The 23,199-nt window shown below is 74.3% G+C and carries 19 protein-coding genes and 1 pseudogene; 6 read left to right on the top strand and 14 right to left on the bottom strand.

From position 1 onward, the window contains the following. Positions 1–3 precede the first annotated feature (3 nt). Entirely contained in the window at positions 4–501 is a 498-nt protein-coding gene (locus tag E1O70_RS02380; RefSeq protein ID WP_061267848.1) for a heme-degrading domain-containing protein, read from the bottom strand. Positions 502–526: 25 nt separating this feature from the next. Between E1O70_RS02380 and E1O70_RS02375 the strand changes: the two genes are divergently transcribed. Next, complete coding sequence (locus tag E1O70_RS02375; protein WP_240696569.1) at positions 527–1,897, top strand: ADP-ribosylglycohydrolase family protein; 1,371 nt, start codon at positions 527–529, stop codon at positions 1,895–1,897. Positions 1,898–1,936: 39 nt separating this feature from the next. On the opposite strand, the gene E1O70_RS02370 is transcribed toward E1O70_RS02375, so the two are convergent. The 7 genes from E1O70_RS02370 to E1O70_RS02340 form a co-directional block, all read right to left on the bottom strand. Continuing rightward, positions 1,937–4,087 carry a purple acid phosphatase family protein gene (locus tag E1O70_RS02370; RefSeq protein ID WP_061267849.1) on the bottom strand — a complete coding sequence of 717 codons (2,151 nt, stop codon included), beginning with the start codon at positions 4,085–4,087 and terminating at the stop codon, positions 1,937–1,939. A 234-nt stretch (positions 4,088–4,321) separates the two neighbouring features. Then, positions 4,322–6,007, bottom strand: a complete 1,686-nt coding sequence (locus tag E1O70_RS02365) for a collagen-binding domain-containing protein (RefSeq protein ID WP_082774482.1) — start codon at positions 6,005–6,007, stop codon at positions 4,322–4,324. 227 nt (positions 6,008–6,234) lie between these two features. Next, positions 6,235–7,431 carry a PaaX family transcriptional regulator C-terminal domain-containing protein gene (locus tag E1O70_RS02360; RefSeq protein WP_082774483.1) on the bottom strand — a complete coding sequence of 399 codons (1,197 nt, stop codon included), beginning with the start codon at positions 7,429–7,431 and terminating at the stop codon, positions 6,235–6,237. Next, positions 7,428–8,714 (bottom strand): kynureninase, encoded by a 1,287-nt coding sequence (gene kynU / locus E1O70_RS02355; protein WP_061267851.1) that lies wholly within the window; start codon positions 8,712–8,714, stop codon positions 7,428–7,430. The genes E1O70_RS02360 and kynU overlap by 4 nt, the downstream gene beginning before the upstream one ends. After that, entirely contained in the window at positions 8,711–9,778 is a 1,068-nt protein-coding gene (locus E1O70_RS20065; RefSeq protein ID WP_061267852.1) for an amidohydrolase family protein, read from the bottom strand. The genes kynU and E1O70_RS20065 overlap by 4 nt, the downstream gene beginning before the upstream one ends. Next, positions 9,775–10,644 carry a tryptophan 2,3-dioxygenase gene (locus E1O70_RS02345; RefSeq protein ID WP_061267853.1) on the bottom strand — a complete coding sequence of 290 codons (870 nt, stop codon included), beginning with the start codon at positions 10,642–10,644 and terminating at the stop codon, positions 9,775–9,777. Before E1O70_RS02345 ends, E1O70_RS20065 begins: the two co-directional genes overlap by 4 nt. Before the next feature lie 103 nt (positions 10,645–10,747). Continuing rightward, positions 10,748–11,437 carry a histidine phosphatase family protein gene (locus tag E1O70_RS02340; protein WP_061267854.1) on the bottom strand — a complete coding sequence of 230 codons (690 nt, stop codon included), beginning with the start codon at positions 11,435–11,437 and terminating at the stop codon, positions 10,748–10,750. A gap of 543 nt (positions 11,438–11,980) precedes the next feature. On the opposite strand from E1O70_RS02340, the gene E1O70_RS02335 reads away from it, so the two are divergent. Continuing rightward, positions 11,981–12,922: a ribonuclease Z gene (locus E1O70_RS02335; RefSeq protein ID WP_061267856.1), complete on the top strand. Its 942-nt coding sequence runs from the start codon at positions 11,981–11,983 to the stop codon at positions 12,920–12,922. A gap of 115 nt (positions 12,923–13,037) precedes the next feature. Here E1O70_RS02335 and E1O70_RS02330 read toward each other — a convergent pair. Further along, positions 13,038–13,463, bottom strand: a pseudogene (locus tag E1O70_RS02330) (ChaB family protein). Positions 13,464–13,578: 115 nt separating this feature from the next. Here E1O70_RS02330 and E1O70_RS02325 point away from each other — a divergent pair. Then, positions 13,579–14,250, top strand: a complete 672-nt coding sequence (locus E1O70_RS02325) for a hypothetical protein (protein ID WP_061267857.1) — start codon at positions 13,579–13,581, stop codon at positions 14,248–14,250. A 93-nt stretch (positions 14,251–14,343) separates the two neighbouring features. On the opposite strand, the gene E1O70_RS02320 is transcribed toward E1O70_RS02325, so the two are convergent. The 4 genes from E1O70_RS02320 to E1O70_RS02305 all read right to left on the bottom strand — a co-directional run bounded on the left by E1O70_RS02320 (position 14,344) and on the right by E1O70_RS02305 (position 18,414). Beyond that, entirely contained in the window at positions 14,344–15,129 is a 786-nt protein-coding gene (locus E1O70_RS02320; RefSeq protein ID WP_061267858.1) for a glycerophosphodiester phosphodiesterase, read from the bottom strand. After that, on the bottom strand, positions 15,126–16,508 hold the full coding sequence (locus E1O70_RS02315) for an ABC transporter substrate-binding protein (protein WP_061267859.1): 1,383 nt from the start codon (positions 16,506–16,508) through the stop codon (positions 15,126–15,128). Before E1O70_RS02315 ends, E1O70_RS02320 begins: the two co-directional genes overlap by 4 nt. Positions 16,509–16,609: 101 nt before the next feature. Continuing rightward, positions 16,610–17,518, bottom strand: a complete 909-nt coding sequence (locus E1O70_RS02310) for a carbohydrate ABC transporter permease (RefSeq protein ID WP_061267860.1) — start codon at positions 17,516–17,518, stop codon at positions 16,610–16,612. Continuing rightward, positions 17,515–18,414, bottom strand: coding sequence for a carbohydrate ABC transporter permease (locus tag E1O70_RS02305; RefSeq protein WP_061267874.1), 900 nt, complete (start codon positions 18,412–18,414; stop codon positions 17,515–17,517). The genes E1O70_RS02310 and E1O70_RS02305 overlap by 4 nt, the downstream gene beginning before the upstream one ends. On the opposite strand from E1O70_RS02305, the gene E1O70_RS20640 reads away from it, so the two are divergent. Continuing rightward, positions 18,409–19,590 carry a DUF6318 family protein gene (locus E1O70_RS20640; protein ID WP_318280490.1) on the top strand — a complete coding sequence of 394 codons (1,182 nt, stop codon included), beginning with the start codon at positions 18,409–18,411 and terminating at the stop codon, positions 19,588–19,590. The two genes, E1O70_RS02305 and E1O70_RS20640, sit on opposite strands and share 6 nt — an antisense overlap. A gap of 251 nt (positions 19,591–19,841) precedes the next feature. Beyond that, positions 19,842–20,516: a hypothetical protein gene (locus tag E1O70_RS02295; RefSeq protein WP_061267862.1), complete on the top strand. Its 675-nt coding sequence runs from the start codon at positions 19,842–19,844 to the stop codon at positions 20,514–20,516. Between the two features lie 128 nt (positions 20,517–20,644). On the opposite strand, the gene E1O70_RS02290 is transcribed toward E1O70_RS02295, so the two are convergent. Beyond that, a complete protein-coding gene (locus tag E1O70_RS02290) occupies positions 20,645–21,517 on the bottom strand; it encodes a DUF4352 domain-containing protein (RefSeq protein WP_082774485.1) in 873 nt (290 codons plus the stop codon). Positions 21,518–21,865: 348 nt separating this feature from the next. On the opposite strand from E1O70_RS02290, the gene E1O70_RS02285 reads away from it, so the two are divergent. After that, a complete protein-coding gene (locus E1O70_RS02285) occupies positions 21,866–23,167 on the top strand; it encodes a sensor histidine kinase (protein ID WP_061267863.1) in 1,302 nt (433 codons plus the stop codon). Positions 23,168–23,199: the final 32 nt, after the last annotated feature.

Below are 23,199 nucleotides of genomic sequence, written 5' to 3'. Positions count from 1 at the left end.
TGGTCAACCCTCGGCCGCGCCCGCGCGGCCGAGGAACGACCGCAGGGCCTCGGTGACGAGCGCGTGGTCGTCGCCCTGGGCGAGCCCGGACACGGTGACGACGCCGACGATCCCGACGCCCTCCACGCGGACGGGGAACGCGCCGCCGTGCGCGGCGTACTCCTGGAGCGGGAGGTCGTGCTTCTCGTTGAACGACGTCCCCGTCGCCTGGGCCCGCAGGCCCACGAGGTACGACGACGCCCCGAACCGCTCGACGACCCGCACCTTGCGCTCGACCCAGGTGTCGTTGTCGGGTGTCGTGCCCGCGCGCGCGGCGTGGAACACCTGCTGCGGCCCCTTGCGGACGTCGATCGTCACGGGCAGGTCGCGCTCGTCGGCGAGCTCGACGAGGAGGCAGCCGAGCCGCCACGCGTCGTCGTGCGTGAACGTGCGGAGCACGAGGTCGCGCTCGTCCGCCTCGACGGAGGCGACGAGGGCGGCGAGGTCGTCGGGCGTCGTCATGCGGTCATCGTGGCACGATCGCGACGTGACGACGACGCCCGTTCCCCGCCCGGCACCCCTCGACCCGCTCGACCACGGCCTGCTCGACCGCGCGTCGGGCGTGCTGCTCGCGCAGGCGGCGGGCGACGCGCTCGGTGTGCCGTACGAGTTCGCGCAGCCGCCCGGGCCCGGGCACCGTGACGAGGTCGCGGTCATGCGCGGGGGCGGGCTCGGCCCGTACGCGCCCGGCGAGTGGAGCGACGACACCCAGATGTCGGTGTGCGTCGCGCGCGTGACCGCGGCGCACGACGTCCTCTCCCCCGTGCCGGACGCGTTCGGGGCGACGCCGCTCGACGAGGTCGCGGCCGCGTTCGAGGCGTGGCGCACCGGGGGCGCGACCGACGTCGGGACGCAGACCGCCGCCGTGCTGCGCGACGCCGCCGCCCGCCGGGGACCTGCCGCGACGCGCCTGCGCGAGGCGTCCGCCGCGCTCCATGCGGCGACCGGTCGCACGGCGGGGAACGGCGCGCTCATGCGGACGGGCGTCGTCGGGCTCGTCGCGCTCGGCGACCGGGACGCGACCGCCCGCGCGGCGCGCGCCGTCGCCGAGATCACGCACACCGACCCGCTCGCCGCCGAGTCGTGCGTGCTGTGGTCGGAGGCCGTGCGCGTCGCGGTGACCGCGCAGCGGCTCGACGTGCGGGCCGGCCTCGACCTGCTCGACGCGGAGGCCGCCGCGCGCTGGTCAGCGTGGGTCGCGGACGCGGAGTCCGCCCGGCCCGAGGCCGACCTCCGGCAGAACGGCTTCACGGTGACCGCGCTCCAGGCGGCGTGGCGCGCGATCGCGACGACGTCCCCGCCCGAGCGCTCGCGGTTCGCGGGTCGGGACCACCTGGTGGCGGCGCTCCAGGCCGCGGTCGCCGTCGGCGGCGACACCGATACCGTCGCGGCGATCGCGGGCAGCCTGCTGGGCGCGCGGTACGGCGCTCGCGCGGTGCCCGAGGAGTGGTCCGCGGCCGTCCACGGCTGGCCCGGGATCGGCCGCCGCGTGCTCACGGCGCTGGCGCGCCGCACCGCCCAGGGCGGCCTCGTGCGCTCCGAGGCGCTCGTCCTGCCCGACGGCGACGCGCGCCCCGTGCAGCACTGCCCGCTGTGCGGGACGCTGCTCCGCGAGAACCCCCGCTACCCGCGCCACGTGTGCGGGTGGTGCGCGCAGGGCGTCACCGACGAGGAGGGTCGTCCCGTCGTGCTGGCGAACGCGACCATCACGGGCGGGTACACCGCGCAGCGCCCGGACGGATCGCCCGCGTCGGCCGACGTGCTCGCGGGGAGGGTCTGGATCGACGGCGTCGCGCTCCGCGCGCAGGAGGCGCGGTTCGGCGGGGTCGTCGTGCAGCCGCTCGACGACCCCGCCTGAGCCGGCAGCGCGTCCGCGCCACCGGCAGGACGAGGGGCCTCAGCCGCAGGAGACCGCCGGGAAGGCGACGTCCTGGGCGGAGGAGGCGCCGCCGTCGGGCAGGGTGCCCGTGACGGTGACGGACCCGGCGTCGGCCGCGACCGCCCGCGTCGAGAACGACTGGTACGCGGCCTTGCCGGGCGCGACCGCCGCGACCGTGCGCGTGCCGAACGGCGTCGCGAGGGTGACGTCGGCCGGGATGTCACCGGTGTTCGTCGCGCGGACCGCGACGTACGCCGTGCCCGCGAGGCAGCGGGCGCTGGTCTCGACGGCGAGCGCGGGGCCCGCCTCGTCCTCGCGCTGGAGCGTCACCCGGTCGACCACGCGCTGCGACCCGGTCGCGTACGTGGTGACGGTGAGCGACGTGGGCGTGACGTCGAGGTCGGAGTAGCTGGCCTCGCGCGACTGCTCCCAGCGCGCCGTCCACGGCTTGGCGCCGTCGAAGTCGTAGAACTTCGAGCCCGACGACGAGTTGCCCGTGAGGTAGAGGACCTGGTCCTCCTCCGGGGTGAGCACGTCGCCCTCGGCCGGCGCCGCGGCCGGGACGACCGGCGTCGCGCCCTCCATGAGGTACGAGCGGGTGTAGATGTGGTCGTGGCCCGCGAGGACGAGGTCGACGCCGAGGTCGCTGAAGACCGGCGAGAGCGCCTCGCGCAGGCGCACCACGTCCGTGTCGCGCGAGTGGAACGCCTGGCTGTAGAGCGAGTGGTGGAACGTCACGACGACCCAGTCGTACTCGTCGCCGTGCGTGCCGACCACGTCGCGCACGAACGCCTCGTGCCCCGCGATCTGCGTCGCGGACGAGTCGTTCGAGTCGATCGCGACGACGAGCACGTTGTTGTACGCGTACCAGTAGTCGCGGCGCTGCTCGGTCGAGAGGTTCGGCATCGCGTAGTGCTGGTCGTAGAGCGCCGACGCGGTGTCGTGGTTGCCGTCCTGGACGGCGAAGCGCAGCTCGCGCATCTGGCGCGGCGCGAGGAAGCCCGCGTACTGCTGGCTGCTGCCCGCGTTCTCGACCTGGTCGCCCGCGGAGATGAGGAACGCGGTGTCCGGGTGCCGCTCGGTCATGGTGTCGAGGTTGGCGGCCCAGCGTGCCGCGTCGTTCGCGGCGTTGCCGCTCGCACCGATCTGCGCGTCGCCGACGAACAGCGCGGAGAACTCGTCCCCGAACGTCCCCGTCGTGAACGTCGACGGCTCGGACCAGCCGGTCGCCGCGCTGCCCACGCGGTACACGTACGCCGCGTCCTCCTCGAGCCCGGTGATCGTGGCGTGGTGGTACGTCGCGCCGTCCGCGGCCGCGCCGTTCCGGGACGACGACGTCGCCGCCGTCCGCCAGTCGACCTCGCCGCCCGTCTCGTCGACCCGGGCCCACTGGACCTCGCCCGCGCCGGGCAGCGTCGAGAACCACGCGACGTTGGCCTGCGTCTCGTCCGCGCCGACGTTCAGCGCGACGTCGCGCACCTCGCCGTGCGTCGGGACGAGCGACCGCACGTCGAGGTAGATGTCCGAGCTCGTCGGCGCGTCCTGGTAGAGCGCGACGGAGATCGTGTTCTCGCCGGGCTCGAACGCGTCGGCCGGGACGACGAACGTGCCCGTCACCGGGTCCGTGCGACCGTTGCCGTGGTACTGGAGGTTCTCGGTGATCTTCCGGTCGTCGTCACCCAGGCGCACGACCTCCTCGCCGTTCACGTAGACGATCGCGGCGTCGTCGTAGACGATCTCGCCCTCGAACGCCGGGACGCCGTCGAGGTCCGCCGCGGTGAGCTCCACGTCGGTGCGGAAGAAGAACGTGGGGACGTCCGTCGTCGTGCCCTCGATGTACTGGGTGAGGAGCGTCGTGATCGGGAAGGCGGCGCCGATACCCGTCGCTGCGCCGCGCTTCGCTCCGAACGCGCCCGTCGCGGACCTCCACGCGGAGTCGTCGAAGGCGGTGGTCGTCCACACGCGCTGGTCCACGGCGGATCCCGCCGGGTTCGTGTTGTCGTCGAGGTAGCGCCAGGTCGTGCCGGACGTCGAGAGCAGGGACTCGTCGGCGGCGGCCGTCGAGGTCGCGGTCGCGGCGACGAGCGCCGTGCCGACGAGCGAGACGGCGAGCGCCGACGCCGCCGCGCGAGCGAGCGCGCCGGGCAGCCGGGAGGCGTGCGGGTTCATGGGTTCCTTCGCAGGTCAGGGGTCCGCGCGGCGACGACCGTCGGACCACCGTGGCGGCGTCGGACCCGTGGTGGGAAGCGCTGTCACAGTAGGGAGCGGGGATGGCTCCCACGCGTCGTCGCGGTGAACGCGCGGCGGCGGCCAGATGGCCGTCCTCCGCCCGGCCCGGGAGACGCACGACGCCGCGCCCCGGAAGGGACGCGGCGTCGAGGCCTGCGACGAGGGGAAGGCGGCTCAGGCGCCCTGGCGCCGCCGGAGGACGAGGACGCCCGTGCCGAGCGCGACGAGCAGGAGCGCGACGATCGCGACACCGGCGGCCTGCACGCCGGTCGTCGCGAGACCACCCGTGCCACCGTCGGCCGGTGCTCCCGGCCCGTCGGGCGTGCCCGGCACGTCGGGCGTCGTGGGCACGGTCGGGTGCGTGGGGTCGGTCGGGACCGCGGGATCGGTCGGCGTCGTCGGTGTGGTCGCGCCCGGCTCGTCGGCGGTGTTGGTCAGCTCCACGGCGACGGCCGCGCTCGTTGAGACCTCCACGCGCACCGTGCCGTCGTCGCCCGGCTCGACCGTGCCACCGTCGACCTGCCACGTCGGCGCGCCCCACTCCACGCCCTCGACCGTGGGGAAGTCGGGCTCGCCCAGCACCACCTCGGCCCCGAGCGGGAGGTCGTCGAGGGTCGCCGTACCGTCCACGGGGAGCGTGAGCTCGCCCGCCGACCCGTCGACGGCGTACGCGACGGTGAACGCGGTGCCCGCGGGGACGACCGAGGCGGCGTCGCCCAGCACCCGCTTGGTCACCGTGAGGCTGCCGCTCTCGGCGGGCACGGTGCCGCACGGGATCGACCCGGCGAAGAGGTAGGCGTGCGCCTCCCCGCCGAGCAGGGTGAGGTCGCGCGCCACGACCTGCCCGTCGATCGGGGACGCCTCGACGGTGAGGTCGGCGGTCGGCGCGTACACCGACCCGTCCAGGCGTGCCCCGCCGGCACCGAGCGTGACCGGGCCGCCGAGCCGCGACAGGTCCCACATCACGAACGAGGCCGCCTTGCCTGCCTCGCCGAACACGGAGCCCTTCAGGTCGGTCGTCCCGGCGGGGACGGAGACGATGAGCGGGGCGTCGGCCGACGGGAGCACGCCGTCGGCGAACTGCACGGTGTACGCGTCCGCGATCGCCGCGTAGTCGACGACGTTCGGCCGCCCGGCGTCGAGCGGGGAGAGGACGACGCGGTCGCCGACGTCCTCCGTCACGGAGAGCACGTGCGCCGCGCCGCTCGGCACGAGGTCGGCGAGGCACCGGCGGACCTCGGCGGCCCCCGTGGCGCCCGTCTCGACGTACGCCGCCACGGAGCCGCGCTCCGTCGCCACCGTCGCGGCGCCGTCCGGCCACTTCTGGTTCGTGGCGTCGACGGCGGGCGAGTCGTCGAGCGCCGTGCGGTACCGCACCCAGTCGGCGCGCTGGTACGTGCCGAACGCCGGGTCGTCACCCACGACCTTGAGGTAGCCCTGGAGCGCTGCGCCCCGGTCCGCGGGCGCCCCGCCGTTCGTGATCTGGACCGTCCCCGACGTCGGTGCGTAGCCGCCCACGAGGAGACGGGTGGGGTCGCCGTCGACGGTGGGGATCGTGTAGTCGGCCGTCCCGGCCGCCTGGTGGAGGATCGCGTACATACCCCCGTCGGCACGGACGGACAGCTCGCCGCCGACCGCGACCGAGCCTTCCGTCTCGTGGTTGCCGAGGTGGGCGTCCTCGCGGGCGTAGACGCTGAACCCCCCGGCCAGGTCGAACGGGTTCACCGGTGCGTCGGCGGCGACGGCGCCCGACGCGGGCAGCACGAGCGCGGCGCCGGCCAGCGCGACGACGGCTGCGGCAGCGGTGCGGCGTCGGCCGGAACGAGTGGTTGACTGCGGCAACAGACGTGAGGGCAGCATCGAGCGGACAGCTCCATCGGGTGGGGGAAGGGGTCGGTCCCGACGGACCGGGACTGGCCCGTCCCTCTCACCGTAGGCCGAACTGGACGAGCGTCCAGAACGCGTGCCGGGTGAAGTCGCGCCGGTGTGATCGACCCCACCTCACCGTGCGCACGGGCGGCCGGACCTGTCGGTCATGTCGGGCGTCCGAGGATCTTCGAGAGGCGGCGCGTGCGCGCCGCACCACGTCAGGAGATGACGAGGCTCGCGATCAGCCCGTCGCGCAGGCGGACGGTGAACGTGCCCGGCCCGTTGTACCCGTCCCCCGAGACCGTGAGGTCGAGCAGCACCTCGTCGGGTGTGGCCCCCGGCCGCAGCCCGGAGACGTCGAAGTGCGAGCGCTTGCCGATGTTGTCCGTCCGGTCCCAGCTCGCGAGCTCGGTGCGGCCGCGGAAGCGGCGGCTCCCGTCGTCGAGGACGGCGTCCTCGGTGAACGCGGTGAGGAACCGGGCGGTGTCGCCTGCGTTCGTCGCCTCGACGAGGGTCCGCACCGCAGCCGGGAGGTCCTGCGTCACGTCGCTCATCCCCTCACTGTGCTCCCCTCGACGCCCGACGACGACCCGGACGTGGCGAGACGCGGCGTCCGCGAGCCCGCGCCCGAGCCGGCCGAAGAGCGCGACGCTCGCCGTCCCGGGCCAGTCTGCGGGCAGCGCGGCCGACGGCAGCCCGGGGTCGGCGTACGGGATCGGCCGCCAGTCGTCCACGGCCCGCACCCAGCGCGCGAACGCGTCGCGCGGCTCGTCCGCTCGCGCGGACGGGGCGCCGTCGGCCCCCGCGTCGTCGTGCCGGGCGAGGAACGCGCGGTGCAGCGCCGCGACCCGGTCGAGGTCCCACCAGCGCGACGCCGCGTCCGCGAACGACCCCGCGACGCGCGGCGCCCCCGCGAGGAACACCGTCGCGGCGTCGCGGACCTCCAGCGCCACGAGGATCTCCTCGACCTCGTCCACGAGGTGACCCGGCGTGATCCACAGCCCGTCCGCGACGCTCCCCGCACCGATCCACGCGAGGTGCCGGCGCAGCTGGTGCCGCGCGTCACGCCGTTCCTCCGGCAACGAGTACGACACGAGGCACCACGGGTCGCCGCCGCCCTGCTGCCGGTAGCCGAAGATGCGCCGGTCGCCGCGCGCGAGCATCGGCCCGGCGTCGGGCGCGAGCCGGTACCCGGCGCGGCCGTCGTCGAGCGTCTCGGGCACGAGCAGACCCTTGGCCTTGACGCGCGAGACCGCGCTGCGCGCCCCCGCGGGCGGCACGCCGAGCGCGCCGAGCAGGTCGACCAGTTCCGCCACCGCGACCGCACCGCCCAGGTCCCGGACGTACAGCCCGACGACGGTGCGCAGCAACGACGTCGTGCTCCCGGGCCGGGAGTCGAGGTCGTCGAGGATCACGCGGACTCGGCCGCGCCCGGCGCGGTCGTGCGGTCGAGGACCTCGGCCAGGGCGTCGCGCACCGCCTCGACACCGACGCGCACCTCGTCGAAGCTCGTCGAGAGCGGGGACAGGCCGAGGCGCAGGCCGTTCGGGCGGCGGAAGTCGGGGATCACGCCGCGCTCCCAGAGCAGCGGGAGCGTGGCCTCGAACGCGTCGTGGTCGACGGTCACGTGGCTCCCCCGGCGCTCGGGGTCGCGCGGCGACGCGTACCGGGCGCCGAGCGGGAGCACCAGGTCGTCCACGAGGGCGGTCGCGTGCTCGGTGAGCGCGACGGACTTCGCGCGGACCGCCGCCATCCCGGCCGCGTCCACGAGGTCGAGCATGTCCTGCATCGCGAGCATCCCGACGATCGCGGGCGTCCCCGAGAGGAAGCGCCGGACGCCGTCGTGCGGCGCGTACGCCGGACCCATCTCGAACGGCGCCGCGCTCCCCATCCAGCCCTGGATCGGCTGCGTGAGCGCGCCCTGGAGGTCGGCGCGCACGTAGCCGAACGCGGGCGCGCCGGGACCCCCGTTGAGGTACTTGTACGTGCAGCCCGCCGCGAGGTCGACGCCCCACGCGTCGAGCTCGACGGGGACCGCGCCCGCGGAGTGGCACAGGTCCCACAGGACGAGCGCCCCGGCGTCGTGCGCGAGGGTCGTGATCGCGGCGGCGTCGCTCACGTACCCCGACCGGTACGCGACGTGGCTGAGCAGCACGAGCGCGGTGCGGTCGGAGAGGACCTCCGCCACCTGCTCCGGGGTCACGCCGCCGTCGTGGTCGGGCGTGATCCACCGCAGCGTCGCGCCGTGCTCGCGCGCGACGCCCTCCAGCACGTACCGGTCCGTCGGGAAGTTCCCGGCGTCGAGCACGATCTCGTCGCGACCCGCGACCTGCGGCGCCGAGAGCGCGGCGCGCACGAGCTTGTAGAGGATCACCGTCGTCGAGTCCCCGACGAACGTCTGGCCCGCCGCCGCGCCGAGGGTCACCGCGCCGATCCGGTCGCCCAGCGTCAGCGGGAGCTCGTACCACTCCTCGTCCCAGCCGCGGATGAGCCGCGCTCCCCAGACGTCGGTCGCGAACCGCGCGAGCCGTTCCGCCGACGCGCGCGTCGGCCGGCCGAGCGAGTTCCCGTCGAGGTAGGCGGTCACCTCGTCGGACGCGACGAACGCGTCGCGGAACCGCGCGAGCGGGTCCGCCGCGTCGAGCGCGGCCGACCGCGCGGCGTGGTCGGTGGTCGTGGCGTCGGTCGTGTGGGTCATCGCCGGTCCTCCGGGGTGCGGGGTGCGCGCGGCGCACCGTGGGGCTCGGGTCGCGCCACGACGACGGCGCGCGCGAACCACGCGGCCACGTCGTCGGGGTCGTCGAGGTCGGGCGGGTCGCCGGGGACCCAGGTCGCGGCGGCGTCGGGGTCGGGCGCGGCGCCGTCGTGCGCGATCGCGCCCAGGAGGGCACGCGCGTCGAGGCCGGCCTCCGCGAGCGCCCGCAGCTCACGGGCGTTCACACCGGGCGGGAGCGGGCCGTTGCCGAGGTCGGTGCCGTAGACGACCGTCCCGCCCAGCGCGACGAACCGCCGCACGTTGTCGATCGCGACGTCCTGCTCGGCCGTCGGGCTCCCCCACCCGTGCACGTCGAGCGTGCTCACCCAGCTCACCCGCCCCACCGGACCCACCGGACCCACCCGGCCCACCCCGCCGAACACGGGGTTAGGGCCGTTCTCGACCGTCTTTCGTCGGTGATCCCGTGCTCGACCGGGTGTTGGGGCGTGGTCGGCGGGGCGGGGACCGGCCATCGCCGCCAGGAGGTCGTCGGGCAGGCGCTCGCTGAACGGGGCGTGCGCCAGCCGGTCGACGCCCGCCTCGAACGCGCGGGCCGCCATGCCGCGCCCCTCCACGTGCGCGACGACGTCCCGGCCCCGCGCGTGGGCGTGGCCGACGAGCGCGGCGAGCGTGGCGTCGTCGGGCACCGGGCCGGCGCCGGAGTGCAGGGCGACCTTGACGAACGAGGCCCCCGCGGCGACCTGGCGGTCGACGGCGGCGACGGCCGCCTCGGGCGAGCCGACCTCCTCGACCGACCCGGCGGGCGCCCACGACCGGTCCGACGGGTAGCCGCCGGGGGCGGTGAGGAACGCGCCCGCGAACGCGACCGCCGGGAAGCCGGGCCGTCCGGGCCAGGTGCGCGCGACGTCGGGCACCCACCCGAGGTCGTAGACGACGGCGATCCCGCCGCGCCGCACGGCGACCGGGTCGACGAGGCCGAGGTGCACGTGCGCGTCCGCGAGCGGCGGGAGCCAGGTGCCGCCGTCGCCCGCCCGGCCGAGGCTCACGACCGCCCGATCTCGGTGCGGACGGCGAACAGCTCGGGGAAGAACGTGAGGTCGAGGGCGCGCTGGAGGAAGCCGACGCCGCTCGACCCGCCCGTTCCGCGCTTGGTGCCGATGATGCGCAGCACCGTCTTCATGTGGCGGAACCGCCAGAGCTGGAAGTTGTCCTCCAGGTCGACGAGCTCCTCGCACGTCTCGTACGCCGACCAGTACGTCTCCGGGTCGTCGTAGATGCGCCGGAAGACCTCGACGAGGTCGTCGTCGAGCGTGTGCGCGACCGTGACGTCGCGGTCCAGGACGCGCTGCGGGACGTCGTGGCCGTGCCGCGCGAGGTGGCGCAGGAACTCGTCGTAGACGCTCGGCTCGGCGAGCAGGCGGGCGAGCTCGGCGCGCGCGTCGGGCTCGGCGTCGAACACGTCGAGCATCCGCGCGTTCTTGTTCCCCAGCAGGAACTCGACCGCGCGGTACTGCCACGACTGGAAGCCGGACGCGTGCCCGAGGAACCCGCGGAACTGCGCGTACTCGCTCGGCGTGAGCGTCGCGAGGACGGACCACTGCTCGGTGAGCGTCCGTTGCACGTGCTTGACGCGCGCGATGCGCTTGAGCGCGGCGCCCAGCTCATCGGCGGCGAGCAGGTCGCGCGCGGAGAGCAGCTCGTGCAGCACGAGCTTGAGCCAGAGCTCCGTCGTCTGGTGCTGCACGATGAACAGCATCTCGTCGTGGTGCTCCGGGTCGCTCACGGGCTCCTGCGCGGCCAGCAGCGTGTCGAGGTGCAGGTACGACCCGTACGTCATCTGCTCGCGCAGGTCCGTGACGATGTCGGACTCGAGCGCGCGCTCGTTCGGCGCGGGCAGCGGTGCGTCGGCCATCCGTCGAGCGTATGTCACGAACGTGACGACCGCTAGATCCGTGCGATGCGGCGGGATGTCGTAATGATCGAATCATTGCGTCATTCCGACCGAGTGGTAGGGGTCAGTCGTCCGCCGCGGCGCGGCGCTCCTCCTCGTCGACGGACTCGCCCGTCGGGTCCTCCGCGACGAGGTCGTCGAGGAACGCGCCGCCCAGCGGCCCGTCGCTCAGCCCGACGAACCGCCAGCCCGACGCCGGGTCCCCCTCGACCTCGACGAGCCCGGTGTTCGCGAGCGGGGTCCACGCGAGCCGGTCGACGTCGACGCCCGCGGCGCGCGCGCACGCCCACGCGCGGATCGCCGCGCCGTGCGACACGACGACGGCGGTCTCCCACCCGGTCCGCGCGACGGCCGCGAGGGCGTCGTCGTAGCGGTCGAGGAACTCGGTGCCGTCCGGACCGCCGGGAACCCGCCGGGCGGGCTCGCCGCGCCCCCACGCGAACACCGTCTCGAGGTAGAGGGCGTGGTCGTCGTGGTCGGCCGACATCTCCAGGTCGCCCGCGTCGACCTCGCGCAGCCCGTCGAGCTCGAGCGGCTCCAGACCGTGGCGCTCGACGAGCGGCGCGGCCGTGAGGTGCGTGCGCACGAGCGTGGACACCGCGACGCCGTCGACCACGCGGCCCGAGAGCGCGTCCGGGATCGCCGCCGCCTGGCGCGCCCCGAGGGCGGTGAGGCCCGGGCCGGGCAGGGCGGTGTCGAGCAGGCCGGCGACGTTGGACGGGGTCTGTCCGTGACGGACGAGCAGCAGACGCATGGTTCTCCGGTTTCTCGTGGTGGTCTCCTGCCACCCTACGAATCTTGCCTAGCGGCACTTCTCTCCAGTACTGTTAGCACTAATAGTGCTAACAGAGGAGAAGTCGTGCCAACGATTGAGATCGACGACTCGACCGCCATTGCCATTCGGCTGGCGGCGCAGACCGCCGGCATCAGCCCCGGGGACGTCGTCCGCCGCCTCGTCGAAGGGACGCATGTCGCTAGTGGGCCAGGAGCGGATCTCGAGGTAGCGGATCGGATTGCCATCCACGCGGTCTACGAGGGACATCGGACGAACGCCAGCTACAACCCGGCCACACAACAGGTGGAGATCCTTGATGGGCCCCTCGAGGGAAGTTCGTACCGGAGCCCGAGCGGCGCTGCTATCGCAGTGGTCCAGCACTATCGCCCTGCGGTCAATCCCAACAGGAACGGGTGGACCTTTTGGACCCTGTCTGACAACGGACAGGCGCTCCAGTCGATTCGTCACTCCTAAGCGCGGAGAAGCTGCCGCCGCTTCGCCCGAGCGTGGCACGCTGGGCGCATGTCCCGCCGCGAGCTCGTCGTCCTGGGGACGGCCAGCATGGTCCCGACCCGCACGCGCAACCACAACGGGTACGTCCTGCTCTGGGACGACGAGGCGATCCTCTTCGACCCCGGCGAAGGCACCCAGCGCCAGATGACGTTCGCCGGTGTGTCGGCGACCGACCTCACGCGCATCGCGATCACGCACCTGCACGGCGACCACAGCCTCGGCCTCGCGGGCGTCTCCCAGCGCATCAGCGGCGACGGGGTGCGGCACCCGATCGGGGTGACCTACCCGGCGTCGGGCCAGCGGTGGGTGAACCACCTGCTCGACGCGAGCGCCCACTACCGCCGCGGCCACCTGGCGCTCCAGCCGGTTACGACGGACGGCGTGGTCCCGCCCGTCCCCGGCCGCCCCGAGCCGGGCTTCACGCTCCGCGCCGAGCGTCTCGACCACACGATCGAGGCCGTGGGCTACCGCCTCGACGAGCCCGACGGCCGGTCGCTCGACCCCGCGCTCCTCGCCCGTCACGGGCTCGCGGGGCCGGTCGTGGGCGAGCTGCAGCGCGCGGGCCGCGTCACGACGCCCGACGGCCGGACCGTCACCCTCGACGACGTGAGCGGCCCCCGGCCCGGCCAGTCGTTCGCGTTCGTCATGGACACGCGCCTGTGCGACGCGGTGCACCGGCTCGCGGACGGCGTCGACCTGCTCGTCATCGAGTCGACGTTCCTCGACCGCGACCGCGAGCAGGCCGAGCGCTGGGGCCACCTCACGGCCCGGCAGGCCGCGACGGTCGCGGCCGAGGCGGGCGTCCGGTCGCTCGTCCTCACGCACTTCTCCCAGCGCTACCCCGACCCGACGGAGTTCTGGTGCGAGGCCCGCGAGGTGTTCGACGGCGAGCTCACCGTCGCACAGGACCTCGACCGCGTGCGGGTCCCCCACCGCCGTCGGCCCGCTTGACCCCGACGCGCCGACGCCCGGGGACCAGGGCTCTACCTCGCGGGACCAGGGCTCTACCTCGGCGAGGTAGAGGCCCGGTCGCGCGAGGTAGAGGTGGGGTCGCGGGGTCAGCGGGTCAGTCGCCGCGGGCGCGGCGGGTCGCGCGGTCGTTGGCGCGCTGGATCGCCTCGACGAGCTCGTCCTTGGTCATGGTCGAGCGACCGTCGACGTCGAGCCGGCGCGCGACGTCGAGCAGGTGCTCCTTGGTCGCGTTCGCGTCGACGCCGCCCGCGGTCTCGGCGCTCGCGTCGAGCCCGCCCTATTCGGCGCGGTCGTCGGACGGGCCGGGCTCGTCCTTCGGCTCCCAGTGGTCGCCGATCTTCTCGTGCGTGTGCTTGAGCGCCGCGAACGCCACGCGCCGCGCGCGCTCCTCGGAGCCGTACTGCTCCATCGCGGCGTCGTAGGCCTTCGCGAACGTGCGCTGCGCCTTCTCGTCCGAGCGCTGCAGCGTGCTGGGGATCTCGGACTGCTTCGCGTCGCCGTCACGCGTCGTCTTCGGCACGGGTCACCTCCTGCTGCCCGACGGCGGTCGCCGCCTCCCCCGAGCGTCCCGCCCCGGGCGACGGCTCGCGCGCCGAACGGGGGCGGGCGCACCGGGCGCGGCCTACGCTGCCGGGATGTCGAGCGTCCTGCGGTTCCGCGGCCGCATCGCGGGCTGGGGCACGGCGTCCGGGACGCGGGTCGTCGTCGGGCGCTGGGACGCGTCGCCGTTCGGCGCGTTCGCCGACGTCATGGTCGAGCGGCCCGACGGCGAGCGCATCCTCCTCGCGCCGTCGCGCCCCGTCGCGGAGCTCGTCGCGTCGACCTACCGCTTCGACCGGGTCGTCCTGGTGCCGGTCGCCGTCACGGACGAGCCGGCCCACGCCGTGCCCGCTGCCGCGCGCGACCACGCGGCGGGTGCGCGACCGGGCCGCGGCCGCCTGCCGGGCTGGCACGTGGTGGCCGGGCCGCTCGAGGCGCGGCTCGCCGTCGGGCCGCGCACGACCCTGGGTCACGTGCTGCGCGCGGTGCCGCACCGCGTCGCGACGTCGCGGCACGCGACCGTGCTCACCGACCCCGTCGCGCGCGCGCTGCTGCGCGGGGTCCGGACGCGGGGCAGCGCGGGGCCGGGGCGCACCGAGCACTACGGCGCGACGGACGTCCACGCGCTCGTCGCCGCGCAGACGTGCTGGGACGGGACGTCGCTGGGCGACCTGCGCGACGTCGTCCCGCCGGTCCGGTTCGGCTTCGGGTCGACCCCGCCCCGGCCGAGCGTGACCGACGTCGTCACGACCATCGTCGTGCGCTGACCCCGGGACGCGTCCGCGGCGGGGCGCGAGACCGGGGCCGCGCGCCGGACGACGAGCGTCCGGCGCGCGACCCCGGTGCGACCGGTCCGGGCCTCAGGCCCCGCGGGCCGCGAGCCAGCCCGCGAGCCGGTCGGGACGGTCGGTGATGATCGCGTCCACCCCGAGGTCGACCGCGGCGGCCCAGTGCGCGGGCTCGTTGAGCGTCCAGACCGCGACCTCGAGACCGGCGTCGTGCAGGCGCTGCACCAGGCCGGGGTCCTCCAGGAGGAGTGCGCCCATCGGGTTGCACGTCACGACATCGAGCTCGGCGCACCGCGCGAGCACGTCGTCGTCGAGCGCCACGACGAGCAGCCCGCGGCGCAGGCCCGGGTCGGCCTCGCGCAACGCGGCGACCGTCTCGGGCCAGAAGCTCTGCGCCACGACCCGGTCGGCGATGCCCGCGAAGCGGATCGGCCCGGTGACGCGCCGCACCTGCTCGACCGTCCACGACCCCTTGAGCTCGAGCAGCAGGTCGGTGCCCGGCCGCCGCACGAGGAGGTCGACGACCTCGGCGAACGTCGGCACGCGCTGGCCGCCGAACGCCGGGGAGAACCACGACCCGGCGTCGAGCGCCCGGATCGCCGCGCGGTCGAGCCGCGCGACCGTGCCGCTGCCGGACGTCGTCGCGTCCACGGTGTCGTCGTGGATGACGACGGGCTCGCCGTCGGCCGTGAGCTGCACATCGATCTCGATGCTGTGCGCGCCGGCCCGCCACGCCGCCTCGAACGCGGCGAGCGTGTTCTGCGGCGCGACGGAGCTGTTGCCGCGGTGCGCGATCACGCGCGGGCGCGCGGCCCGGTCCGGCACCGAGCCCGTGGGCGCGAGGGCGGTCGCCGTCACAGGTACGGCTCCACGTTCTCGCTGTACGCCGTCTCGATGCGCGGCGCGACGGACTCGAACGCGGCCGCCGGGTCGGCGCCCTCGATGACGATCTGCTCGATCGCCTCGTTGAGCAGCGCGTCGGCGCCCGGGATGAAGACGCGCGCGTCGTCCTGGGGGCGCGCCTTGTCGGCGAGCTGGTCGACGGCCGTGCGGAACTGCGGCGTCGCCTCGTAGATGGCCTTCATGGTGTCGGACTCGACGGCCGACGTGCGCACCGGCATGTAGCCCGTGTTCTGCGAGAAGTACGCGGTGTTCTCGGTGTCCGTGAGGAACGCGAGGAACATCGCCGCGGCGAGCTGCTGCTCGGGCGACTTCGACGACGGGATGGCGAGACCGGTGCCGCCGGTCGGGGTGCCGCCGCCGTCGGGGCCGTCGGGCAGGTAGGCCGTGCCCACCTCGAACGACGCCGCGTCGAGCGCGCCCTTGAGCGAGCCCGTCGAGCCGATGGTCGAGGCGATGAGACCCGACGAGAAGTCGACCATCGCGTCGTCCGCGGAGAGCGTCGCGACGCCCTTCTCGTGGAAGAGGTCGTGCAGGAACTGGCCGCCCGCGACCGACTCCTCCGAGTCGAGCGTGAGGTCGAACCCGTCGGAGTACGCGCCGCCCTGGCCCCAGATCATGTTCTCGAACCACCACGCGCCCCACGACGGGCCGGTGGACAGGCCGAGCGTCGAGCCGCCGGACGGCACGAGCGGCTTGAGGGACGCGTCCCACTGCTCGAGCTCCTCCCACGTCTCGGGGCCGCGGTCGGGCAGGCCGGCCGCCGTCCACAGGTCCTTGTTGTAGTAGAAGAGCGGCGTCGAGCGCGCGTAGGGCACAGCCCAGTGCTGGTCGTCGTACTCGTAGTCCGCGTAGAGCGCGGGCTGGAAGTCGTCCGCGTCGGCCTCGACGAACTCGAGCACGTCGTCGAGCGGCAGGATCTGGTCGTTGAGGTGGTAGCGGAACCACCAGACGTCGGACGCGATGACGACGTCGGGCAGCTCGTCGGTCTGCGACGCGGCCTGGAAGCGCTGCGCGACCTCGTCGTAGTTGGCGCCGGCGGTCACGAGGTTGACCGAGATGCCGGACTCCTCCTCGAACCGGTCGATGAGCTCCTGCTCGATCTCCTGCGACGTGCCGGGGTGGTTGCTCCACCAGGTGATCTCGGACGCGGGCTCGACGGCCGACCAGTCGACGGCCTCGGCCGTCGCGTCGTCGCCCGCGGTGCCGGCGCCGTCGGCCCCGGCGACGCTCGGGCCGGCGCACGCGGTGAGCGCGAGGGCGGTGACCGCCGTGAGGGCGGTGGCGGCGGCGCGGGCCCGACGGCGGCGCGCGCCGGGTGCGGTGCGGTGGGACACAGGTGCTCCTTCAGGTCGTGCACCGGGTCTCGGTGCGCTTCGGGGAACCCGGACCGCTGCGGGCGGGCCGGGGAGTCTGGTGTCGGGCGGGTGCGCGCCGGTCAGCCGGTGACGGCACCTGCGGTGAGGCCCGCGACGATGCGGCGCTGCAGGACGAGGAAGACGACGAGGATCGGCAGCGTCACGACCACGGTCGCGGCGAGCAGGACGCCCCAGTTCGTCATGCCGTCGGTGTTCTGCAGCAGCGTGAGGCCGACGGGGAGGGTCATCTTGTCGGGCCGGTCGATGACGAGGAACGGCCACAGGTAGTCGTTCCACTCCGTCACGACGGACACGAGCGCGACGGCCGCGAGCGTCGGCGTGCTCATCGGCACGACGAACCGCCACAGCTTGCGCCAGTGCCCCGCGCCGTCGAGCTCGGCGGCCTCGAGGATCGAGCGCGGCAGCGTGAGGAAGTGCTGGCGGAACAGGAACGTCCCGAACGCGCTCGCCAGGCCCGGCACGAGGATGCCCTGGTAGGTGTTGAGCCACCCGAGGCTCGCGACGAGCGTGTAGTTGGGGATGATCGTGATCTGCGGCGGGATCATGAGCGTCGCGATGACGAGCCCGAACACGACCTTCTTGAACGGGAAGTCGAGGAACACGAGCGCGTACGCGCATGTGAGACCCAGCGCGACCTTGAGACCCGCGCCCACGATCGTGATCCCGACGCTGTTGAGCAGCAGGCGCCCGAGCGGGATCGAGTCCGCGGCCTGCGCGTAGTTGTCGAGGTTCACGCTGCCCGGGAGCCACTGCAGCGGGACGGTGTACAGCTCGGCGGGCGTCTTCATGCTCGCGAGCACCATCCACACCAGGGGCGCACCGAGCACGACGGTCGCGAGCACCAGGGCGAGGTACCCGCCCGGCTGGAGGGCCCGGCGTCGGGCACGGGGAGCGCGCGGCGGGCGGGACGCGAGGGCGGCGGGCGTGGCGGGCGCCGTCTCGGGACGGGCGGGCGCGACGGCGCTCATGCGTAGTGGACCTTCCGCTGGACGAACCGCATCTGCACCGCGGTCACCGCGAGCAGCACGAGGAACAGGACCGTGGCGACCGCCGACGCGTACCCGGCGCGCCCGTTGACGAAGCTCTCCTCGTAGATCGAGTACATGAGCGTCGTCGTCGAGCCGAGCGGGCCGCCCTGCGTCATCGCCTTGATGATGTCGAAGGACTGGAGCGACGCGAGGAGCATCGTCACGACGAGGAAGAACGTCGTCGGGGTGAGGAGCGGCAGGGTGATCGAGCGCAGCGTCCGCGCCGACGACGCGCCGTCGAGCGCGGCCGCGTCCTTGAGGTCCTGCGGCACCGACTGGAGTCCCGCCAGGTAGATGAGGGCGACGTACCCGAGGTTCTTCCACAGGTAGACGACGACGATCATCACCAGCGGCCACGGGCGCTGCGTGTACCACTGCGGCGACGCGACACCGACCCAGCCGAGCAGCTCCTGGACCAGCCCGTACCGCGGGTCGAACATGAACAGCCACAGGATCCCGACCGCGAAGCCCGACAGCACGTACGGCGCGAACGCGACGGTCCGGGCAACGCCGCGGCCGCGCAGCCTGCGGTTGAGCAGCAGCGCCAGCCCCAGGCCGAGGACCATCGCGCCGCCGACCGTAGCGAGCGTGAACGCGAGCGTCGTCGTGACGATGCGGCCCGTCGCCGGGGCGGTGAACCACTCGACGTAGTTGCCCAGCCCGACCGGCCGCGCGACCGGCGACCCGAGGTTCCACTGGAGCGTCGAGAGGTAGAAGCTCTGCAGCAGCGGCCGGTAGACGAACACCAGCAGCAGCAGGACGTTCGGGCCCGCGAGCAGGAGCGCCCACAGCAGGTTCCGCCGACGGCGGCGCGCGCCCAGGCGGCTGCGGTGCAGCGTCTGGGCCTCGCGGTCGGTGCCCGACGACGTCGGGCCGGCAGGCGGTCCCGCCTCGCCGGGGCGGGTGGTGCCCGGGCCGGCGGCCGGGGAGGTCGCGCCCGGGGTCGCGCCTCCCGGCGCGCCCGAGGAGCCCGGAGACTCCGGGGTGAGAACGGTGGTCACAGCACAGGTCCGCTCGTCCGAGGGTGCAGGTCACGGCCGGCGCGGCACCCGTCCTGCGGGTGGGCGGCCACTCGGAGCATAGGAAGGGAAGCCGCCGGTTTTGTGCGTGAATGTGCAGGTGCGGGGACGCCCGTCGGGCAACGTTCACCGAGCCGTGCCCGCCGCGCCACCCACGCCTGTGGAGCGGTCACGCGGTGGACACCTCGTGACGCGTCGTCCACAGGGCGGGACGGACGGTTCCGCGACGCGCGGCGTTTCGCTAGGTTCGTGGCGTTCGCGCGGTGCCGCCCGGTCCGGGCCGCGCCGCCCGGTTCGCGGGCAGGGGGTCTGGTGAGTCGTACGCGTCATGCGCCGGTCGGAGGACGACCGGCAGGAACGGTGGGGAGCGCCCGAGCGCTCCGGTCGAGGAGCAGCGCCCGACGGCGAGCGCTCGCCCTCGGCGTCGTCGTGACGGCCGGGTGCCTGGTCGCCGGGTGCACGGGCGGGGGTGAACCCGCACCCTCGCCGCCGGTCGAGACGTCGGCCGAGCCGTCCGTCACGGGGACGCCCGAACCCGAGCCGACCACGACCGGGCCGCCGAAGCCCGAACGGCCCGCGGCCATGGATCGCGACGACGCCGAGGGTGCTGCTGCGGCGGCGGAGTACTTCCTCGAGCTCTACCCGTACGTCATGGCGACCGGTGACACGGCCGATTGGGAAGCGATGTCGCATTCGCAATGCGACACCTGCTCAGATTTCCTCGAGCAAGCTCGCACGATCTCCCTCCGGGACGACGTATTCAGCGGGGGCACAGTCGCGGCAACAGTTGACGAACCTGGACGCTACGTGCGAGACGAGGCAACCGGGCTCCAACCACTCGACCTCACGTTCGAGCAAGAGCCCATATCGATCGTGGACAAGGACGGGGCGGAGGTCTTCTCTACGCCCATGGAGTCGGACACCCGGCGTGTCGAGATGGGGACCCTTGACGGCGAGTGGATCGTCGTCACGATCGGAGAGATTCCGTCATGACGGGTCTACCCCCTCGCAAGGCGCTTGTCGCGGGACATGTCGCGCTCGCGCTACTGCCCTCCGCGGGTGTCACTCTGGCCCCCAGCGTGCCCACACCGGACTACGCGAGCGTGCGGGGCGCTTCGACAGGCAACAAGTTCATCGCGGAGGCAGAGTCCGCGACCCGCGGTGGCGGGACATACGAGACTGCTGGCAGGGAAGGAGACGTTGCGACGGAGCGGTATTACCGGTCTTCGCAGACAACCTGCGCGGTGTTCAACGGCCTCGACGACCCAACGTCCGACCTCTCGGGGCGCTGCGCCGAGTGGGAACGACTCGTCACCGAAGGGCTCGAGTGCGACGCGAACTCCTACTACCTGGGCGCGCTGTACCGCCAGACCCGTGAGATCGGCGCGGACGGCACGCCTGGCGAGTGGTCGACAGCGGGCGCACCCGTGGCCGACCAGTCGTGCGTGACGCCTGCTGACCTCGCGGACGAGGCAGCGCGAGCGCTCGCCACCCTGACGCTCGCGCCCTCGCCCGTCGTCGTGCAGCCGCCGGACGGCTGGACCGTGGTCAACGTGCCGACGATCGCGTACACCGAGCCCGAGGAGCAGGTGCTCGACACGACGCTGCTCGGTATCCCGGTCCAGATCCGAGCGACCCCCCGGTCGTTCACCTGGGACTATGGCGACGGGAGCGGTCCGGTGACGACGACCGAGCCGGGCGCCGCGTACCCGCACCACACCGTCGCGCACACCTACGACCAACCGGCGGACCGGGTGACGATCACGCTGACCACGACGTGGTCCGGGCAGTTCCGGATCACTGGCACGCCGAGCTGGACCGACGTCACGGGCACCGCGACGACGACGAGCGCAGCCGACCCGCTCCAGGTCTACGAGGCCAGGTCACGCCTGGTCACCGACGACCTGCCGGGCGGTTGATGCGCACCGCCGCGCACTCCTGCCCCCGGCGTCCGGGTGCGGGGTGCGCGGCGGTGCAGCGAGCGCGGGACCGTGTCCGTCGGTGGCTCCGGCACGTCGCGACGGCCCGGGAAGGCGCGCCCCGGCGATCAGCCGAGCGACACCTCGACCCCACCGGAGAAGAAGGAGTCGTGGAGCGTCACGCTCGCGGGGACGGCGTCGGCGGGGACGTCGAACACCACGGTGCCCTCGACGCTGTTGCCCGGGTTGATGTCGGTGAGGAACGAGTTCGCGTCGCCGAGGTAGATCGCCGCGCTGGTGTCGGCGGAGTGCTCGCGCCCGGCGGTGTCGACAAGCTTCTGGCTGCTGCCGTCGAACATCTGCGCCTGGTCGCCGATGTTCGTCACCGTCACGTGCACGAGCACGAACTGGCCCTGCGCCTGCGCGTTGAGGAACTCGTCCCCGACGGTGGGGACCCCCGTCTCCACGGACGTCACGGTGAACTCGAACTTGCCGTCGCGCACCGGCGTGCCGACCACGGCCGCCGCGGGTTCCGGAGCGGGCTCCTCGTCCGGCGCCTCGGGGGCGGGCTCGGCGGGGTCCTGCGGAGCGCTCGACCCCGCGACCGGTGCCGGTGCCTCGGGCTCGTCCTCTCCCCCGCCGCCGAGCGCGGCCCCGATCACGGCGAGGATCACGACCACCCCGAGGCCCGTGAGGATCTTGTGCCGCGCGAACCAGCTCTTGCGCGGCGGGACGCCCGGCGCCTGCCCCGCGAACGCGGCCGCACCCGGCTGACCCGGCTGCCCCGCGAATCCCGGCTGCCCCGGCATGCCCGGTTGACCCGGCTGACCGGCCCAGCCCGCCTGACCGGGGCGGGGGGCGTGCGGCGTCGGGCCGGCTGCTCCGGGGGCGCCCGGCCCCAGGGGCGACGAGTAGGGCTGGCCCGGGGTCGGCGTCGGGCCGGGCTGGGCCGGGTACGCGCCCGGCTGGTCGGGGCGCTGGCCCTCGTGCGGAGCGGACATCGTGGTCTCCTCGGTGCGTCGTGGTCGCTGCGTTCGAGGTCGATCGTCGCCGCGCGGCGCCCTCTGCCGGATCGCCCGACCGGCTCGTCCGGGCCGGCCGACCGGAGGAGATCCGGGCCGGTCGCGCGAGCCGGTCGGCGGAGGCCGGGCGTCGGCGCCCGTGCGTATGCTCGCCGCATGTACCCCCCGCCGCAGCAGCCGGGCGGCCCCGCGGTGCCGCCGGGCGCCGCGCCTCCACCGGGCTACCCGGCGCCCGGCCACCCGGGTGCCCCGCCACCCGGGTATCCCGGGCCCACCCGGCCGACTGCGCCGACCGCCCCGGCCGCCGCTGGCACTCCCATCGGCCACGTGCCGCCGCACCCCGTCGGCGGCGCGCGCCCGACGGCGGCCCCCGCCCCCGGGCGGGCCCGGCGGTTCTGGTCGGTCGCCGGGACCGTGGGCGCGGTCGCCGCGACCTTCGGCGTCGGGATGATCAGCGCCACGTTCTCCTCGATGCGGCACGGCGACGCCATCACCGGGGCACAGCTCGCCTTCTACTTCCTCTGCCTGTTCGTGCTCTCCGGGGTGTGCGCAGCGGTGGTCTGGCGTGCGCGCTACCCGGTCGTCGTCTGCCTCGCCACGGCGGCGGCCGGAATCCTGACGCCCGTCGGTGCTCTCGCGCCTCTGCTCGCGCTGCCGTTCGTGCTCGCTCGCGAGCACCGGCGTCGGGTCGTCGCCGGGTGCGTGGCCGCGACCGTCCTCGCCGTCACGACGTCGCTGTGGCGGGACGCTGCCCGCGACGGCGACGCCGTGATCTTCGCTGCGACGTCGCTCGAGGACGGCAGCAGGTCGTACCTCGGGGCGGTCGGCTACGTGGTCATCGGCGTCCTGGCGATGGCGGCGTCGCTCGGCGCGGGGCTGGTGCGGCGCTACGCCGGGCAGGCGCACGTCGCCCAGCAGACCGCCGCCGTGGAGACCCGTCGCGCCGAGACGTTGCGCACGCACGCGGAGGACCTGCGCAGCCAGACCGACCACCTGCGCACCGAGCTGTCGCGGCAGGACGAGCGCGAGCTCATCGCGCGCGAGATGCACGACACCGTCGCGCACAACCTGTCGGTCATGTCGTTGCAGGCGTCGGCGCTCGAGGTGACGACCGAGGACCCGGAGGTGGCCGACGCCGCCCGGACCATGCGCTCGTCCGCCCACCGCGCGCTCGAGGAGATGCGGGCGCTCATCACGTCGTTGCGCGACGGCGCGGAGCAGTACACGGGCTCCGCCCCAGCGCTCGGCGACCTCGCCGCGCTGCTCGACGAGGCGCGCTCGTCGGGCGTCGACCTCGCCGCGACGGTGTTCGTCACGGACGCGGACTCCGCGCCGCCGGCGCTCACGCGCGCGGTGTACCGGGTGGTTCAGGAGGCGCTGACGAACGTGATGAAGCACGCCCCGGGCGCCCGCGCGGACATCGACGTGCGCGCCCGGCCCGGCGACGGCGTCGACCTCACGGTCCGCAACGCGCTCACCGCGGACGCCCTGGGCGTCCCGGGCAGCGGCACCGGGATCGTCGGGATGCGCGAGCGCTGCGAGGCGCTCGCCGGGACGTTCTCGGCGGGGATCGAGGACGGCCGGTTCGTCATCCGGGCCCACCTGCCGTGGGACCGGCCCCGGGCCTGACCGCGGCACGACCCGATCCTCCAGGAAGCAGG

The organism is Cellulosimicrobium funkei, assembly GCF_004519295.1.
Lineage (GTDB): Bacteria > Actinomycetota > Actinomycetes > Actinomycetales > Cellulomonadaceae > Cellulosimicrobium > Cellulosimicrobium funkei.
Note: the sequence above shows the minus strand (reverse complement) of the source record. Positions and strands in the feature narration are given on the sequence as shown.